At 38.6% G+C, this 15879-nt stretch carries 13 protein-coding genes and 3 pseudogenes; 11 read left to right on the top strand and 5 right to left on the bottom strand.

Going from position 1 to position 15879, the window contains the following annotated elements; genetic code table 11:
• The first annotated feature begins 78 nt into the window (after positions 1-78).
• Positions 79-660 (top strand): ECF-type sigma factor, encoded by a 582-nt coding sequence (locus ACT5E3_RS21525; RefSeq protein ID WP_444995619.1) that lies wholly within the window; start codon positions 79-81, stop codon positions 658-660.
• A 13-nt stretch (positions 661-673) separates the two neighbouring features.
• Here ACT5E3_RS21525 and ACT5E3_RS21520 read toward each other — a convergent pair whose 3' ends face one another.
• The gene (locus tag ACT5E3_RS21520; protein WP_444995618.1) at positions 674-2734 is read right to left on the bottom strand and encodes a hypothetical protein; all 2061 of its coding nucleotides are present in this window, start codon (positions 2732-2734) and stop codon (positions 674-676) included.
• Between the two features lie 726 nt (positions 2735-3460).
• Here ACT5E3_RS21520 and ACT5E3_RS21515 point away from each other — a divergent pair.
• The 5 genes and pseudogenes from ACT5E3_RS21515 to ACT5E3_RS21495 all read left to right on the top strand — a co-directional run.
• The gene (locus ACT5E3_RS21515; protein ID WP_444995617.1) at positions 3461-3649 is read left to right on the top strand and encodes a hypothetical protein; all 189 of its coding nucleotides are present in this window, start codon (positions 3461-3463) and stop codon (positions 3647-3649) included.
• A gap of 247 nt (positions 3650-3896) precedes the next feature.
• Positions 3897-4532 carry an AHH domain-containing protein gene (locus tag ACT5E3_RS21510; RefSeq protein WP_444995616.1) on the top strand — a complete coding sequence of 212 codons (636 nt, stop codon included), beginning with the start codon at positions 3897-3899 and terminating at the stop codon, positions 4530-4532.
• Positions 4532-5089, top strand: coding sequence for an imm11 family protein (locus tag ACT5E3_RS21505; protein WP_444995615.1), 558 nt, complete (start codon positions 4532-4534; stop codon positions 5087-5089). Before ACT5E3_RS21510 ends, ACT5E3_RS21505 begins: the two co-directional genes overlap by 1 nt.
• Positions 5090-5241: 152 nt before the next feature.
• Positions 5242-5433 (top strand): annotated as a pseudogene (locus tag ACT5E3_RS21500) (PAAR-like domain-containing protein); the annotation flags it as partial.
• Positions 5429-5707: pseudogene (locus ACT5E3_RS21495) on the top strand (integrase core domain-containing protein); the annotation flags it as partial. The pseudogenes ACT5E3_RS21500 and ACT5E3_RS21495, both read left to right, overlap by 5 nt.
• Positions 5708-5961: 254 nt before the next feature.
• Here the strand turns inward: ACT5E3_RS21495 and cas2 are convergent.
• The 4 genes and pseudogenes from cas2 to cas1 form a co-directional block, all read right to left on the bottom strand.
• On the bottom strand, positions 5962-6252 hold the full coding sequence (cas2, locus tag ACT5E3_RS21490) for a CRISPR-associated endonuclease Cas2 (protein ID WP_444995614.1): 291 nt from the start codon (positions 6250-6252) through the stop codon (positions 5962-5964).
• 35 nt (positions 6253-6287) lie between these two features.
• A complete protein-coding gene (locus ACT5E3_RS21485; RefSeq protein WP_444995613.1) occupies positions 6288-6467 on the bottom strand; it encodes a hypothetical protein in 180 nt (59 codons plus the stop codon).
• Between the two features lie 69 nt (positions 6468-6536).
• A pseudogene (locus ACT5E3_RS21480) lies at positions 6537-6587 on the bottom strand (hypothetical protein); the annotation flags it as partial.
• On the bottom strand, positions 6566-7021 hold the full coding sequence (gene cas1, locus ACT5E3_RS21475) for a type II CRISPR-associated endonuclease Cas1 (protein WP_444998619.1): 456 nt from the start codon (positions 7019-7021) through the stop codon (positions 6566-6568). The pseudogene ACT5E3_RS21480 and the gene cas1, both read right to left, overlap by 22 nt.
• Before the next feature lie 782 nt (positions 7022-7803).
• Between cas1 and hsdR the strand changes: the two genes are divergently transcribed.
• Genes hsdR through ACT5E3_RS21450 form a run of 5 tightly spaced genes read left to right on the top strand, consistent with a single transcriptional unit; the run spans position 7804 to position 15646 of the window.
• Positions 7804-10149, top strand: coding sequence for an EcoAI/FtnUII family type I restriction enzme subunit R (gene hsdR / locus ACT5E3_RS21470; RefSeq protein ID WP_444995612.1), 2346 nt, complete (start codon positions 7804-7806; stop codon positions 10147-10149).
• Between the two features lie 53 nt (positions 10150-10202).
• Complete coding sequence (locus ACT5E3_RS21465) at positions 10203-11726, top strand: N-6 DNA methylase (protein ID WP_444995611.1); 1524 nt, start codon at positions 10203-10205, stop codon at positions 11724-11726.
• Positions 11726-13378, top strand: coding sequence for a restriction endonuclease subunit S (locus ACT5E3_RS21460; RefSeq protein WP_444995610.1), 1653 nt, complete (start codon positions 11726-11728; stop codon positions 13376-13378). The genes ACT5E3_RS21465 and ACT5E3_RS21460 overlap by 1 nt, the downstream gene beginning before the upstream one ends.
• Before the next feature lie 12 nt (positions 13379-13390).
• Positions 13391-14542, top strand: coding sequence for an SIR2 family NAD-dependent protein deacylase (locus ACT5E3_RS21455; RefSeq protein ID WP_444995609.1), 1152 nt, complete (start codon positions 13391-13393; stop codon positions 14540-14542).
• Positions 14543-14563: 21 nt separating this feature from the next.
• Positions 14564-15646 carry a restriction endonuclease gene (locus tag ACT5E3_RS21450; protein WP_444995608.1) on the top strand — a complete coding sequence of 361 codons (1083 nt, stop codon included), beginning with the start codon at positions 14564-14566 and terminating at the stop codon, positions 15644-15646.
• Positions 15647-15879: the final 233 nt, after the last annotated feature.

Here is a 15879-nt window from a genome sequence, read left to right as displayed (position 1 = left end):
GTCAAGAGTATGCAGACGACACTGCACTTTGAATCGTTTATAATAGTCAAAAATAAACCTCATCATAGGACTCTTAGTATGAGCAAAGGTTATACGGTTGATGAAAACAACAAACAGCCAATAACAACGCTTTTACATAAAGCAAGAAACGGAGATCCTGATGCATTTAACGAACTCTCTCCTTACATTTATAGCGAACTAAAGAAAATTGCAAAAAGAGCTTTTAACAATGAAAGTGCTTGCCATACTCTTCAACCAACGGCATTAGTTAACGAAGCTTTCGAAAAGCTCGTTTCTGCTGATATTAACTGGCAAGATCGACAGCACTTCTATGTGTTATCAGCTAGAATGATGCGCAGAGTCTTAGTGGACCATGCAAAAAGCAAATCGGCAGTAAAACGGGGAGGTGGGCTCCCACATTTTTCATTGGACGAAAGCTTACTTGCACAACCTGACGCAAACCTACAACTTTTAGCTCTTGAAGAAGCTCTTGAAAAACTCGAAAAGTACGATGTTCGTAAAGTTCAAGTGATTGAGCTATTCTATTTTGGTGGACTAAGCGTTGAGGAAATCGCCCCTTATATCAATGTTTCTAAAGCGACTATCAGACGCGACTTAAAACTTGCCCAAGCCTGGTTAAAAGACCTATTAGAGAGTTAATACAATGCTCTCCTTAGCTGTTTTTTATTAGTTGCAGACTAGTTTTAAAGTGATTTTCAAAACATGGCTTTACCTTAAGCTGAAAACGAATGAAGCGTTTTAAGCTCACCAATAGTATTAACATGAATACTCCCAAACTACCACCGCCAGAACTTTCACTATTCTGATCATTGTTACCGTTCCCATTTCCACTGCCTGTTGGATCAAAAGTTACACTCAATGGTTGCCCGGTAATATCAACAAACCCATCTAAGCTAACCGGGGTTTTGTCAAATTGAGAAATTAAAATAGGATCTGACAATTGTGGTGTAAGCGATAAAGCAACAAAGTCTAGGGGAAAACCGAGAGCTGCAGAAGCAATATCAGGATAAAGTCCTGAAAATTTAAGGTTTAAGAATTTTTCTTGAATAGCTGGTGTTAAAACGAGTTGACTATCATTAATAAATTCATTTTCATTTAATGTATAAACGGGAGTTATTTTTAAATCACTTGCTGGTTGAATAATATCGATAGTATCACCTACTGGCATTTTTATTTGAGTCATGACTTCAAAATTATCCATTGTTTCAGTTTTTACTGAAACTGCTTGATTAAAGTTCAATGTCACTTTTAGGTTAGGAGCAAATGATAAATGTTGCTGCATACTCCAAAAAGAGGCTACATCGTAGTCAATCGCATTACCTTCAATTTGATAAGACGTAATCAACTTATGTCCCTTGATATTAAAAACTTTTGGTCCTGTTACAATAATTCCAAGTGGTGTTCCCATTAAACTCGTCATGAAGTCAACATCCCAATCTAGCCGAAATAAGTCTGTGTCATGAATACCGTTGTTGGTAAATGGCAACGCAAAAGTATTACCGTCCGTTACTCCGCCTAAAAGTTCTCGAGTCCCTACGGGTGTAGTATTGTGAATGGTATTATTGGCATCAATAAACTCAGTTAGCGGTTCACAAATACCGCAATAAAAATCAGTTTCAACAGGTGTATTCAAAGACGGTGTGAGAATTGCTAAATCACCAAATGAAAGTGACACGGGAGAGCCAGGTAGGATCCCAGGCATGACCAATTCAGTTGAATAGAGTTGGTTACCAAAAAGCGTTGCATTGTGTTCTGCCACTCTAAACTCAACACCTGATGGGCTTAAGTTTAATCCCAACCATTCTGTGTCTGCAAACCTGACGAGTCCATCAACATCAAGTATACCTATTTCACTATTTAAAGAGTCAGCATGATAGACCGCTATGGTTTTTCTAACTTGTTCCCCAGAATCATAGTCAACACCTGCATATTCCAAGTCAACGTCGATCTTGGCCCCAGCAAAAGTGCCTAAAGAAAAGTCTAAATTGGGATAGCGCGACGTTAGGTGATAATTATCAGTAAGTTGGTAACTCGAAGTTAATTGAATTGTTTCTCCGCTATCAGCAGCGGTTTTATTTAATGTTAAAGTTGCCTTGGCACCAAAGCTCACATCTACCGAACCAGGATCTAATTTAAATTTTCCTTCAAATCCGAGTTTAATATCTGATTCATAAGTGAGAATGGCACCAACGTCATAATTTCTATTGGCAGGTTGTGTCGGCTCTTCACCAATACCAACGCCAAGATCCTTATTAATATTGTGTTTGGCTTCGCCAAACTTACAACTGTTATAGGTACTACTCAATCTAACTTTTAATAATGCATTAACACAGTAAGTCCGTTTCACTTGGCCGGTTATGCATTCCGATTTTGATGGAGACACATCGGGTAATGGACTAGGTAAGTCATACACGTAATCTGTACAAGTATCAATAGCATTTTGCCAAGCCCTTTGTAATGTTGGTAAAGGTACTTCTTGTGTCACTTGCTTTATTTCGCCTTCGATCCCTTTTGAGTTGTAGGGCTCAAAGAGATTAACAGTAAAACTTTTTTCATCAACATCTTTCCCTCTAAATAGGCTTTGTCCCTGTGTGGTAAATAGCAAGTCGTCTGTTGATGCGATGGCTTCAGCCTGATTAAACAAAGCGAGCAGAAAAATAGCGCTAGTGATTGAGCGACTAGTATTTATTAAAGTCGTTTTAACAATATTCATTTTTAGCCTCTTTTTTGTACAGGATTATTTGTACAATAGTTAAGTTTAACTTCATTCTTTTTTAATTCCTATCTATAAAAGCGAAAAAAAGACTGAAAAAGTGTCATTAAATTTAAGTTTTTTTGGGTGAGTGACGTCTGCTGTCTATTATGAAGTGCTAGTTGCAATAGTAGATGTATTTAATTTATTGATATTATTAGAGCTTTATGCCGTGAAAGAAATCAATGGAGCCATACTTAATTTATGGTATTCGCGACAACATGGGCTTGTGAATGGGCACATATATGGACGCCTCCTTAATGTCAATACAATAAAATTCTTTCGTGACTAAAGTTGGTCTCGACTGATTGGGTTATTCCCACTTTTAACTTTTTAATATCCACTGTTTTTCAATGATGTCCGGTTTTAACATCTTTTTTCAGTGCACCCATGCAAAGCTTTATGCTGGATCTATTTTTTCTCGTACAAGGTTCAAGATTTTTATTCCATCGTAGAAGACTTCGCATTGATATGTCAAAGTGTTTACCTGTTTCCTCAGAGGTTAAGCCATGTTTCTTTTTATTAGCCAAAACGTGTTGGTGAAATGCTATTGGGTAAGTTATTTGTGTATTATGCCATAATAAACCTATTTAGCTATGTCACACAATTATTTGAGGAATTAAAAAAGCAATATGAACTTTGTCAAAAAGGGATAAAGAAAACGCTTTAAAGATAGAGGTCTTTATCATGAGTTATGAAAAAGCAATGAGAAAATTATTAGTCAATCAGAGTCAACCGAAAGACTTTATTCTTTTCTCTAAAAAAGTAGATAGTGCCATTGCTGATTTAGAATTATGGTTAAACTGTTTAAAACTGAAAATTACAGAGGAAGAATTAATAAATTCATTAACTATGGTCATGCAGTTGAAGTATTAACCGCTTTGGATTTAAAAAAGAATCAGTATTTTGCATTGAAAAGAGTCGCGAAACAGTGGTGTTCAACGAAACTTGAAAAGTGGTAGAAGGAAAGCGATACAGGATAAAATTAGCTATTTGTTTTAAGTATTACAAATGTGAGATATGTTTGCCCGAAAAGAAAGTGTCGCTGCAACTCAATTGTGTTTTCAATAATTTCATGTAGAATCCAGCTCACAGAGTATGTACTAATAATGAGAGGCAAAGAGTGGAAAAAGTGACTAATGGCAACTTGGAAGTCATACAGCTTAATGAAAGTGAACTTCGTATAGGAATTAGTGAGCTAGTCAAAATCACAACTCAAGATAAAGCCGAAGCATTAAACAGAACTAACTGGATTTATCACTTAGCTTTAAGTAAGTATCGCCAAGCATCTATTGAAGAATTAGAGCGCTATGAAAATCATAGTCTTAGTGATATAGAGTTGCTAAAAGAAAAGCACGATTCTGCCCGACTGGGACGTTTTTTAAATGCAAGTGGCTATGCCAAGCCAGCAGAAGAGTTTGAGCCCCATGCTTTAATTAGTGGTAATCATCCACAAGCACGAGCAGCACGTATAATATTAGCTAGGTTAGGGATCCGCATTGACATGCCAATTAATGGCGTATGGTTGCCTAACTTTAAGCGAAATGTCCCGCATAAAATTATGCCTAATGCACCAGCTCATAGAACAGTTCATACTGGTCAATACTATAGGAATGTGGTTATTTTATTACAGCATAATCTAACGCAGTCGAACCCAAGAAAAGAAGTGATCAAAACTTTAAAAAAGTTGAATGAGCGAGTACAACAAGGTCAATTCCCCTATAAAGAAGGGGAAATAATTAATGCGAGGAATTGGTAGTGGTATCAATTTATACAGTTCAGTCTAATACAACAGATTATAAAAGTTTCTATCCCACTGAAACCGATGAAAATGCTATTTTAGAAATGAGAGGGGCATTAGATTTTCATGGTAAACCTAGAAAAGATGATTGGATCAGCATGCCTGTCTATTTAAGAGAGCTTGAAGATTATAATATAGGTAAACAATCCATACCTGATATTGTCAGTTTAAGAAGTACATTAGTACTTTCTGAAAAAGCAAAAAAAGTATTAATGCCCTATTTAAGTTATGAAGATGAATTACTGCCTTTAGAGCATGAAAACGATACTTGGTATGTATTAAACGTAGTAAAAAAAATGGATATGGCTTTAGATAGAGAAAAAACAACTTATTATGTTGATGAGTTAATGGAGGTGACGGGCGCTAAAAAGTATGTTTTTAAAAGTGAATTGCTTAACGGTGTTCACTTGTTTAAATTGGGTGTTAGTAATTTTATTACTATTTATTGTAGCGAACAATTTAAAAAAGCCATTGAAGATAATTATTTGACAGGGGTTAAATTTGAAGAACTGTAAACGCTGGTAAAATATATTAGCCAGTCGGTTATCAATAAAGGCTAAGGTCTACTTAAATCTGTAAATATCAATGGTGTGCCAGCGTGCCTTAAGGTTCCAACTTTAGCAAGTCGGTTGGTGACCAAGCGGGTTCGGTCGGTGGGGTTGCTTCCAGCAAAACCGACGGAATTGCTGAGCCTGTCAATTATTCTTTTGATGTGAAAATTGAAGGGAAAAACGTGGTCAGAAACCTTGACCTGTTTATTTCCAACAATAAGAACACGCCATCTGCCCCGATTATGCAAGCGCCTGTTACGCCTTCCCTTACCGTGAGTGAAGCGCCCGAAGATGTGGACCAACAATGATATTGACCATACAAAAACAAAAGTGAAGTCACCGCAAACCAATGGTATCTGTGAGCGGTTTCATAAAACGATTTTGAATGAATTTTATCAGGTGACGTTTCGCAAAAAACTTTACTCGACGATGGAGGAGTTGCAAAAAGATCTGGATTTTTGGATGGAATACTATAACAATGACCGAACTCATCAAGGTAAAATGTGTTGCGGTAGAACGCCAAAAGAAACTTTGCTTGATGGTAAACTGATTTGGGCTGAAAAGAATTTAGCTCAAATCTAAACTAACAGATACCGTTTGAAAAACGGGTAACTGTCAGATCAAGTCTGAGCTACTACACTTCAAAATAATCTGACCGGGCATCCGTACAAACTGGTAACTGTTTGATCAGGTTTGAACTTCTACAATTTAAGCAATGTTGCTTTAGTAACTGTGTAGTTGTAATTTCCTCTCTCACCCCGGAAAGCTATAATATGCTCCCTAAGAGGCCTTTATTTTAAAGGTTTCTGTGGTTTTTTTTCTCTTGAAAACTGTGTCTAAAACAGCAGCATTTGAGATTGAGTCACTACTTTTTCTTGTAATGACGTATCACCGACAAGGATTAACATTTTAGTGAATTGCTTTTCAGTCACTTTTAGACATCGGACGGAGCCAGCAGGCGGTAAAGAGTCTTGCAGGCGTTTTAGGTGTTTTTCTGCATCATCAAATCCGTTTACAACTCTGCCATAAACTGAAAACTGCAACATATCATAACCATCTTTTAATAAGAAGCGTCTGAAAAGAACATAAGCCCTTTTATTTTTTTTTGGTTTTAGTCGGTAAATCAAAAAAGACTATTAATCTCATAAATCGTCTTGTTCTTTTACTCATCACACTCAAGAATAATGTCAACTAGCTCTGACGCATTCGCTTTGGCAAAACAGCGATTTAGGCTTTTGACTTGGATCTCCGTAGTTGCTAGTAAGCTAGCTTTCGAATAATTTTTTGAATCAAGTGAATAACTAATATCTGTTCCCAACAAGCGAGTAATCTCTTGTTTCATTTCTAGAGTTAATTCCTCACTATTACTTTTTCTTTTTTCAAGCAATAATAATATTTGGAAATCAACAATAGGTCTGAACGGTTCAATTAAATCATCTGCTAGATTAAAAGCGTTTTGCTCATTATGGTGAAAAATACCAAGAGCCGGGAGTAAACCATTCGCGACGATTGCACGAGCGATAGTGAGCGGACGATTGTATATGCATAGTTCAAAGCGCTGTTCTCTATAGATTCCTGACGTCTTTTAAAATTATTGCCAAACAGTGTTCTAAAATAGATAAATGCTGCTTGGCCTTCAATGTTGTTAGAATCTCCAGAGGTTATGTCGGGTAGCATTCTTAAAAGCCTTCGGAAAGTATCTTCGTGCCCTTTGATTTTTATAACATTCGCTTGATTTCTGACTTTCTGAGTAATAATTGTTTGGTGAATTCGTTTGTTAAGAGGCTTGCTGGTGTTCATCTGTGTTCTCAACACTTTAAGTACACGAGAGTGCGACAGTAATGGCAAAATTAGCCCGACGGGTAAATGAGTTAAATCGACAAAAATCAATACAATCTTATGTATTGCGCACTCGGATAAAAGCCGTGTCGTAATTGTAGAATCTAAGGTATCTGTCTATTGGAATTTGGGAATTAACAAATGGCACCAACTTCATAATTTCTATTGGCCGGTTGCGTCGGTTCTTCATCAATAGCAACGCCAAGATCCTTATTAATATTGTTTTTGACTTCGCGAAACTTACAACTGTTATAAGTACGGCTCAATCTAACTTTTAACAGTCAACAGAATGACATAGTCCGTCCAAGTTAATTATTTTAAGTATGAATTAAAATGAATCAGTTAAGAATTTTAAATCTCAATTTGAGTTTATTGGTTGCTTGTTTATTAGCCAATAGGCTGGTATTTTGCCAATATGTTATATTTGAATATTAGCTCTGATGTTATGTCAGGTCGGAAAGGAAAAGGATGTGGCGATAGTGATAGATAAGATAAAGGAAAATGGAAAACCGTCAGATAAACATTGCTATTGGTTACTGTTTCCTGCCATTTATCATTGTTTTATTAAGCTGCTTTATGACTTCCTATAATGTAAAAATTTTAATAGACTGACTTATGAGTTACAGTTGGGCGGGTTGTATCGAGGGGGGTAAGTTTTTGCTTTTTCCCTAAGAGTTAAAAAACTATTAATAACGTCTGTTAAGTCGCAAATTATGTGGTATAGCTTATAATCATTAACGAATTAAATCTGCACTCTATTTAGGTGTTTTACATGTTGAACTTTAGATTAAAAAGTAAGCGTGACTCTTATTCTTAACAAACACTAACCGAATGATGTTATGAACCAAAAAGAAAAAAAAGAACTCAGCGAAGCAGATATCAAAGCAAAATTTATCACACCAGCCATAAGAGATGCCGGCTGGGATGAAATGACCCAAATTCGCCGCGAAGTGACATTGACCCCAGGGCCAGTAATTGTGCGCGGCAATCTATCGTCTCGTAATAAAAAGAAGAAGAAGTTTGCTGACTATGTACTGCAAAAGGAAAAAGGTGTGCCAATTGCGGTAATTGAAGCCAAAGATAATAACCACACCGTCAGTTCAGGGATGCAACAAGCCCTTGGTTACTCCGATATCTTAGAAGTCCCTAGCACATTTAGTTCAAATGGTGATGCATTTGCCTCTCATAACAAAGTCCCAAAGCCTGATGAAGAGATAGAAACAGAGTTTGCGCTCGATGCTTTCCCATCACCAAGTGAATTGTGGCAACGCTATAAAATCTTTCGTGGAATAGAAGATGAAGACGAAGAACTAGTTGTTGAGCCTTATTTTGAGGATGGTTCTGGCAAGGAGCCGCGCTACTATCAAGCTGAAGCCATTAATCGTGTTATTGAGAAAGTCGCCAAAGGTGAAAAACGGCTATTATTGGTTATGGCAACCGGTACAGGTAAAACCTACACCACATTCCAAATAATTTGGCGTTTATGGAAAGCTAAACAAGCGAAACGAATTTTGTTTCTGGTCGACCGAAATATTCTCGCCGACCAAACCTTGGTTAATGACTTCAAGCCTTTCGGTTCAGTGATGACCAAAATCAAGAATCGAAAAATCGACCCCTCTTACGAAGTCTACCTTGGTTTATATCAAGCACTTACAGGGCCAGATGAAGAAGACAAAATCTTTAAAAATGTGTCGCCCGATTTCTTCGATTTAATTGTTATAGATGAGTGTCATCGCGGCAGCGCCAAAGATGATTCTGCATGGCGTGAGATTCTTGAATATTTTGATAGCGCTATCCAACTCGGTCTTACGGCCACGCCCAAAGAAACAGAATACGCCTCAAACATTACTTATTTTGGAGAGCCCGTTTATACCTACACCCTTAAGCAAGGCATTCAAGATGGCTTTTTAGCACCCTACAAAGTCGTGCGTATCGATATTGATAAAGACATCCTTGGTTGGGTGCCTCCGCCTGGAATGAAAGATGATCTGGGCAATGAGATTGAGCAACGTGAATACAATCAGGTCGACATGGATCGCATTCTGGTACTTAACCAACGAACTAAGCTGGTCGCCAAGCGGGTGATGCAACTACTTAAGGCGACCGATCCCTATGCTAAAACCATTATATTCTGTGAAGATATCGATCACGCTGAGCGTATGCGTAAAGCCATTGTTAATGCCGCCGGTCATTTAGCCTTAGAAAATACCAAATATGTCATGCGAATTACCGGCGACAGCGTTGAAGGTAAAGCAGAGCTGGATAACTTTATCGATCCAGAGAGTAAGTATCCGGTCATCGCAACCACATCAGAGCTCTTGTCCACTGGGGTTGATGCTAAGACCTGCAAATTGATAGTACTAGATAAAAATATTAACTCCATGACCTCATTCAAACAGATTGTAGGCCGTGGCACACGTATTGATGAAGAGCAAAATAAATACTTTTTTACCATAATGGATTTTAAAAAAGCGACAGAGCTTTTTAAAGATCCCGATTTTGATGGTGATCCGGTTGTTATCTACGAACCGAAAGACGATGACGATCCAGTACCGCCCGATCCAGAACCTGGTGAGGGAGAAGATGATGGTGATGACGTAGACGGGCCGGAAGGTGTATATAAGGTGCGAGTGAGCGGGGTCGACGTTCGTATTCTATCTGAACGGGTTGAATATTTGGGCGAAGATGGTCAAATGGTGACTGAAAGCTATAAAGACTACAGCCGAAAAAATATTCTGAAAGAATTTGCCTCGCTTGATGAATTCATTCAAAAGTGGAATACCAGCAAAAAGAAAGCGGCCATTATTGAAGAGTTGGCCGAATACGGTATTGAACTGTCCAAACTGGCGCAAGAAGTCGGCAAAGATTACGGCGACTTCGATCTTATCTGTCATATCGCGTATGATCAGCCGCCACTCACCCGAGCCGAGCGTGCTAATAACGTCAAAAAACGTAATTACTTTACCAAATATGGTGATCAGGCGAGAGCCGTTTTGGAAGCCTTGCTTGATAAATATGCAGATGAAGGTGTAGTGACCATTGAAAACCCCAAAGTGCTCAAGCTAAACCCATTTGATGGTATGGGCACACCAGTAGAAATAATTAACGATGTATTTGGCGGCAAAGCCAATTATGAACAAGCCGTGCAAGATTTAGAGCAAGAACTGTTTAAGCAAACATTGTAAATAATAATCGTAATAAACACATCACAGTAGAAATAAACTAATTAGGAACATTAATGAGTAACGTCAGCAGTATTATTAAATCGATTCAAGACATTATGCGTAAAGACGTGGGTGTCGACGGAGACGCACAGCGTATCAGTCAGTTAGTGTGGATGTTCTTTTTAAAAATTTACGATGACCGAGAAGAAGAAATTGAACTGTTAGAAGACAAATACCAATCACCTTTGCCTGAGCATTTGCGGTGGCGCAACTGGGCAGCCGATGCAGAAGGCATGACTGGGGACGAATTAAGTGATTTTGTTAACTTGCAGTTGTTTCCAACCTTGAAAGAAAAACTCAACATTCAAACTGCATCGGACGATAAAGAGGCCAAGAAAAAAGTCCAACGCGCTTTGGTGATCCGCAATATCTTTGAAGACGCCTACAACTACATGAAGTCTGGCACTTTAATGCGGCAAGTGATCAATAAAATTTGTGAGATCAACTTTAACAACACCGAAGACCGCCATACCTTTGGTAGCATTTATGAACAAATTTTAAAAGATTTACAAAGCGCGGGTAATGCCGGTGAGTTTTATACGCCTCGTGCAGTCACCAAGTTTATTGTCGACCGGGTTGACCCCAAACTAAAAGAAAGCGTGCTTGATCCTGCTTGTGGTACTGGTGGATTTTTAGCGTGCAGTATTGATCACAAGCGCATTAACTACGTTAAGAAAAGTAAAGATGAAGAAGTGTTGGCAAATAGTATTCATGGCGTCGAGAAAAAAGCCTTGCCGCATATGCTCTGTACCACCAATATGATCTTGCACGGTATTGATATTCCCACTCAGATTGAACATGATAATATGCTGAGTCGTCGTGCTTACAAAGACTACGGCGAAAAAGATAGAGTGAATATTATTATCACTAATCCGCCGTTTGGCGGCATGGAAGAAGACGGTGTTGAGAACCAGTTTCCCGCCACGTTAAAAACCCGTGAAACCGCCGATTTGTTTATGGCCTTAGTGATTAAGCTACTGAAAAAGAATGGTCGCGCCGCCGTGGTTTTACCCGATGGTTTTTTATTTGGCGAGGGCATGAAAACCCGTTTAAAAGAAAAGCTACTGAACGAATGTAACTTACATACCATTGTGCGTTTACCTAATGGGGTGTTTGCGCCATATACCGGCATAAAAACCAATATTTTATTCTTTACCAAAGTTCCAGAAAAAGAACAGCCCGGCACCAAACACATTTGGTTTTATGAGCACCCATACCCAGAAGGTGTGAGCAGTTATAACAAAACCAAACCCATGCAGTTTGAAGAGTTTGAAACCGAGCGCAATTGGTGGGGCGATGAAGCTGACGGTTTTAAAAAACGCGTAGAAACCGAACAAGCCTGGAAGGTAAGCCTAGAAGATATTGTTGCACGTAATTACAACCTGGATATTAAAAATCCGCATGTTGGTGAGCAAGTTAATCATGATCCGGAAGAATTGCTAGCAACTTACAATCAACAGCAAGCGGAGATTAAAGATTTACGCGATCAGCTTAAAAATATTCTGGCAGAAGCTTTAGCTGACAAAGGTGTGCAGTAATGTCGGCGATTGAAAAATTAATAACAGAGAATATTGATGTTTGGTCGTCGGCGATAAAAAAAAGAAATTCTCAAGGGCGTGGTTCGAGTAATAAAATTGAGCTTTATGGGATTAAAAAACTGCGTGAGTTGATTTTGGAATTGGCGGTGCGTGGGCTATTAGTGCCACAAGATCCTAAAGACGAACCTGCTTCGGTGTTGCTTGAAAAAATTGCAAAAGAAAAAACAAAGTTGATCAGGAAAGGGGTTGTTAAAAGCCCTAAAGCATTGCCAGAAATTAGTAGTAACGAGATTTTGTATGAACCACCACGCTCTTGGTCATGTGTTCGACTTGGTAATGTTGTAGATATTGTAAGGGGAATTACTTTTCCCTCAAGCGAAAAATCAAAGGTGCCAGAATCTGGAAGGGCAGCATGCTTAAGAACTACAAATGTTCAAGACAAAATCGAATGGGAAGATTTATTATTTATCCGTGAAAAGTTCGTAAAAAGAGATGACCAATATATACATCAAAACGACATTGTGATGTCGATGGCTAATAGCCGAGAATTAGTAGGGAAAGTCGCAATAATTGAGCGCGAACCGGCAATGAAAACTTCTTTTGGCGGTTTCTTGGCCGTACTAAGGCCACGGTTACTAAATTCTACTTACGTTATGCTTTTTTTACGAGCACCTGCGGTTAGAAGTATTTTAATTGGCAGTGCAAGTCAGACGACTAATATAGCGAATATTTCTTTAGGTAAATTGAACCCACTGGTCATGGCTATTCCACCTCTTGCCGAGCAACACCGCATAGTAGCCAAAGTCGACGAACTAATGTCGCTCTGCGATCAATTAGAATCACAACAAACTAACAGTATTACCGCGCATGAACAATTGGTTGAGGTGTTGTTAAATACCCTAACCCAATCCGCCAATAATCAAGAACTCACCAATAACTGGCTGCGCTTAGCAGAGCACTTCGATACGCTCTTCACATCCAAAAGTAGCATAGAACAATTAAAAAAAGCCATCTTAGAGCTTGCCACATCTGGTAAATTGGTTCCTTTTACTGCGATAGCAAAAAAAGGAGTACTTAAAGAATACCTTTCCTTTGGTCCTAGAAATGGACTTTCTCCCAAAGAATCTCCTATTGATACTCCATATAAAGTACTTAGGCTCGGTGCAACTAGCTACGGAACTTTGAATATGGGCGAAGTTAAATTTGTCGATATTGATATCGATGAAGATTCTCATTTGTGGTTAAAGGCTGGCGATATTCTTCTGCAACGTGGTAATTCACATATTTTCGTTGGTTCGAATGTATTAATAGATAGCGATTTGGAAAATGTAATTTATCCTGATTTGATGATGAAGTTGAGAGTCTCCGAGGAAGCCAGCTCCGAGTATGTTTCGCTTTGGCTAAAATCACCCTCTGCACGTAGTTTTATGTGGCAGCGAATGACTGGGACTTCAGGAACAATGCCAAAAATAAGCAAAAAGATAGTTGAAAGCATTCCCATAATTATTCCCCCCATGGATATCCAAGATGCGTTAGTTAAATTAGTGGGTGAATTAATGGTTTTTTGTAATCAGCTTAAAGTGCGCCTAGCTGATGCTCAAGACGCCCAGTCAAACCTAGCTGATGCTTTGGTCGAACAAGCTATTATGTAAAAGGAAATTGAGATGGCTGAATTACTCGACAACTGGTGCAAAGAAGATGAACATCATACTTATGAGTTTTTTAGTGACTTTAATCTATGGATAGATAATGGTGATTCAGAAGTTGCATCTAATCTATTGGAAGCCCTCGGTATTGGTAAATTGTCACATCCAAGTAAAGCTTTTTATGCTGGTGATAGGGAAGCTTATGAGCAAGCACTAAGAGCCTATCGACTTGACTATCGTGACCAAGTTTTGGGTAAGGAATACTTTAATGAGAAATTTGGTTCAGAAAATGGCGAGCATTGGTTTGAACGGAACGAACAACGGTTTAATCAATTAGTCGAAAGAATAGAAGAAGAAATGGTTGTGCCTTTTCTTGGGGCTGGCATTTCTGTTGGTGGCGAGTTTCCAACTTGGGCTAATCATTTACGTCAACAAGGTCGCACCGCTGGAATTCCACCGGAACAAGTGGAAACTTGGTTATCACAAGGACAATTTGAAGAAGTGATTGAACATATAGAAAACAACCTTGGTCGTGATGTCTTTGCGCAAGAAATTCGAGATGTCTTTGGTAGAACGGGAAGCGTACAAGACTTAACCTTAAGAATCTCAGAGCTATTTAATGATACCCTGATCACGACTAACTATGATCGATTATTGGAACAAGTGTATGACACTGGTGCAGAGCCTTTTGTCCAAGTCATTAATGGTACATCTGCAATGGATAAACCAGACCCAACCAAAGTCACCTTATTAAAATTACATGGTGATATTAAACAACCTCAACAATGTATTCTTGGTAAAGCGCAATATGATGAAGCTTACGGTGAGCATGAGCTTGATTTCGAAAAACCGATTCCAAAAATGCTTCGTTATTATTTTAAAAATAGTAGTTTGTTGTTTATTGGCTGTAGCCTTCAAAATGACAGAACAATTCAAGTTTTTAAGGAAGTGAAAGCAAATGCCGGTGATCGTGCTTTCCCGCAACACTTTGCCATCGAACAAGCGCCAGATACTCATGAGGAAATTGCAAAAAGAAATGCTGAACTTGCAGGGCTTGGAATTACCGCAATTTGGTATCCCAAAGGTCAATACGAACAAGTTGAAACAATGTTGCGCCATGCAAAGAATGAATTGAACTATAAGAAAGCCAATATAGGTTCATTGAAATAATTAGAGAAGGGAAGGTGGCATATGAAAATATGGTTAGTAAGAGCGGGCGGAAATGGCCAGTATGAGCAAAAATTTTTAGACGAAAATAGAGTTTACGTTACCTGGGGACGACTTGATGCTGATTTAAGTGTTCTGCAAGAGCGCACTGAGTTAATTGATTTACTCGAAGAGCGAGACCCGGATGCAAAGGTAGGGAAATTACGAAATCATGCAAGCCAGATTTGGCCATTTGTTTTCAGTATGGTAGAGGGTGACTGGATAATTTTACCTTCCAAGTCTCAACCGGTCATTCACATCGGCAAGTTAACCAGCAATTATTGCCATAATCCCGAAGGCCCTGATCCCTTTTTTCACTACCGAAATGTAGAGTGGTTCGCTCAAGACATTCCGCGTTCAAATTTTTCCCAAGATATTCTCTACAGCTTGGGCGCTTTTATGACTATCTGCCAGATAAAAAGAAACAACGCAGCAGAACGAATTGAAGCGATGGCAAAAAATAATTGGCAACCCGAAAACGACAAAGCTCTACTTCAGTCAATGGGTGTAAAAGAAGCTTCATCAAAATATATTACCAATACGACAGTAGAGATTGATGATGCCAATGATGACCAAAGTTCAGAAATCGATTTGGAATATACAGCTAAACAACAAGTTGTATCGTTAATTGAACGAAAATTTAAAGGTCATGACTTCACTCGACTAATAACCGCTATTTTACAAGCCCAAGGATTCACCACTTGGCAAAGTCTTGAAGGCGCTGACGGCGGTGTAGATATATTAGCTTCTAGCGGTGCAATGGGATTTGGTGAACAACGTATCTGTGTCGAAGTAAAATCTGGTACCGGTAGCATTGACCGACCGACTGTCGATAAACTTCTTGGCGCAATGAGCAAATTTAATTCTGATCACGGCTTATTTGTTGCCTGGGGTGGCTACAAACAAAACGTACAAAAAGAACTGGCCGTTAGTTTTTATCGTCTACGACTTTGGACACAAGATGATGTGCTAGAACAACTTTTTTCAGTTTACGATAAGCTTGATGACGAATTTAAAGCAGAGTTGCCACTCAAGCGTATTTGGACTGTTGCTTTGACGGATGATTAATTATGGCTTACTTAATCTGAGTGTTGGATAAAGAAGTTTAACGAGCTTTTTAGTTGTTCGTTATTTCAATGAGTTAGAAAATAATTCATTCATTATCGTGATTTTTATGATGACTTTGATCTTGCTAGAGAATAGGGCGTTAGTTATATTGACGCAATAAAAATAAACAAGTTAGCCTATATTAGCTGTTTAATTATTTCACTTGAACGATGCAAGGCCTCAGTATGATGAAA

It is taken from the genome of Aliikangiella litoralis, assembly GCF_052495765.1.
Note: the sequence above shows the minus strand (reverse complement) of the source record. Positions and strands in the feature narration are given on the sequence as shown.

What these genes read in the sequence shown, in the direction of transcription:
- ACT5E3_RS21525 (WP_444995619.1), top strand. Translation starts at nt 79, where the DNA reads ATGAGCAAAGGTTATACGGTTGATGAAAACAACAAACAGCCAATAACA.
- ACT5E3_RS21520 (WP_444995618.1), bottom strand. Translation starts at nt 2,734, where the DNA reads ATGAATATTGTTAAAACGACTTTAATAAATACTAGTCGCTCAATCACT.
- ACT5E3_RS21515 (WP_444995617.1), top strand. Translation starts at nt 3,461, where the DNA reads ATGAGTTATGAAAAAGCAATGAGAAAATTATTAGTCAATCAGAGTCAA.
- ACT5E3_RS21485 (WP_444995613.1), bottom strand. Translation starts at nt 6,467, where the DNA reads ATGAAACAAGAGATTACTCGCTTGTTGGGAACAGATATTAGTTATTCA.
- hsdR (WP_444995612.1), top strand. Translation starts at nt 7,804, where the DNA reads ATGAACCAAAAAGAAAAAAAAGAACTCAGCGAAGCAGATATCAAAGCA.
- ACT5E3_RS21465 (WP_444995611.1), top strand. Translation starts at nt 10,203, where the DNA reads ATGAGTAACGTCAGCAGTATTATTAAATCGATTCAAGACATTATGCGT.
- ACT5E3_RS21460 (WP_444995610.1), top strand. Translation starts at nt 11,726, where the DNA reads ATGTCGGCGATTGAAAAATTAATAACAGAGAATATTGATGTTTGGTCG.
- ACT5E3_RS21455 (WP_444995609.1), top strand. Translation starts at nt 13,391, where the DNA reads ATGGCTGAATTACTCGACAACTGGTGCAAAGAAGATGAACATCATACT.
- ACT5E3_RS21450 (WP_444995608.1), top strand. Translation starts at nt 14,564, where the DNA reads ATGAAAATATGGTTAGTAAGAGCGGGCGGAAATGGCCAGTATGAGCAA.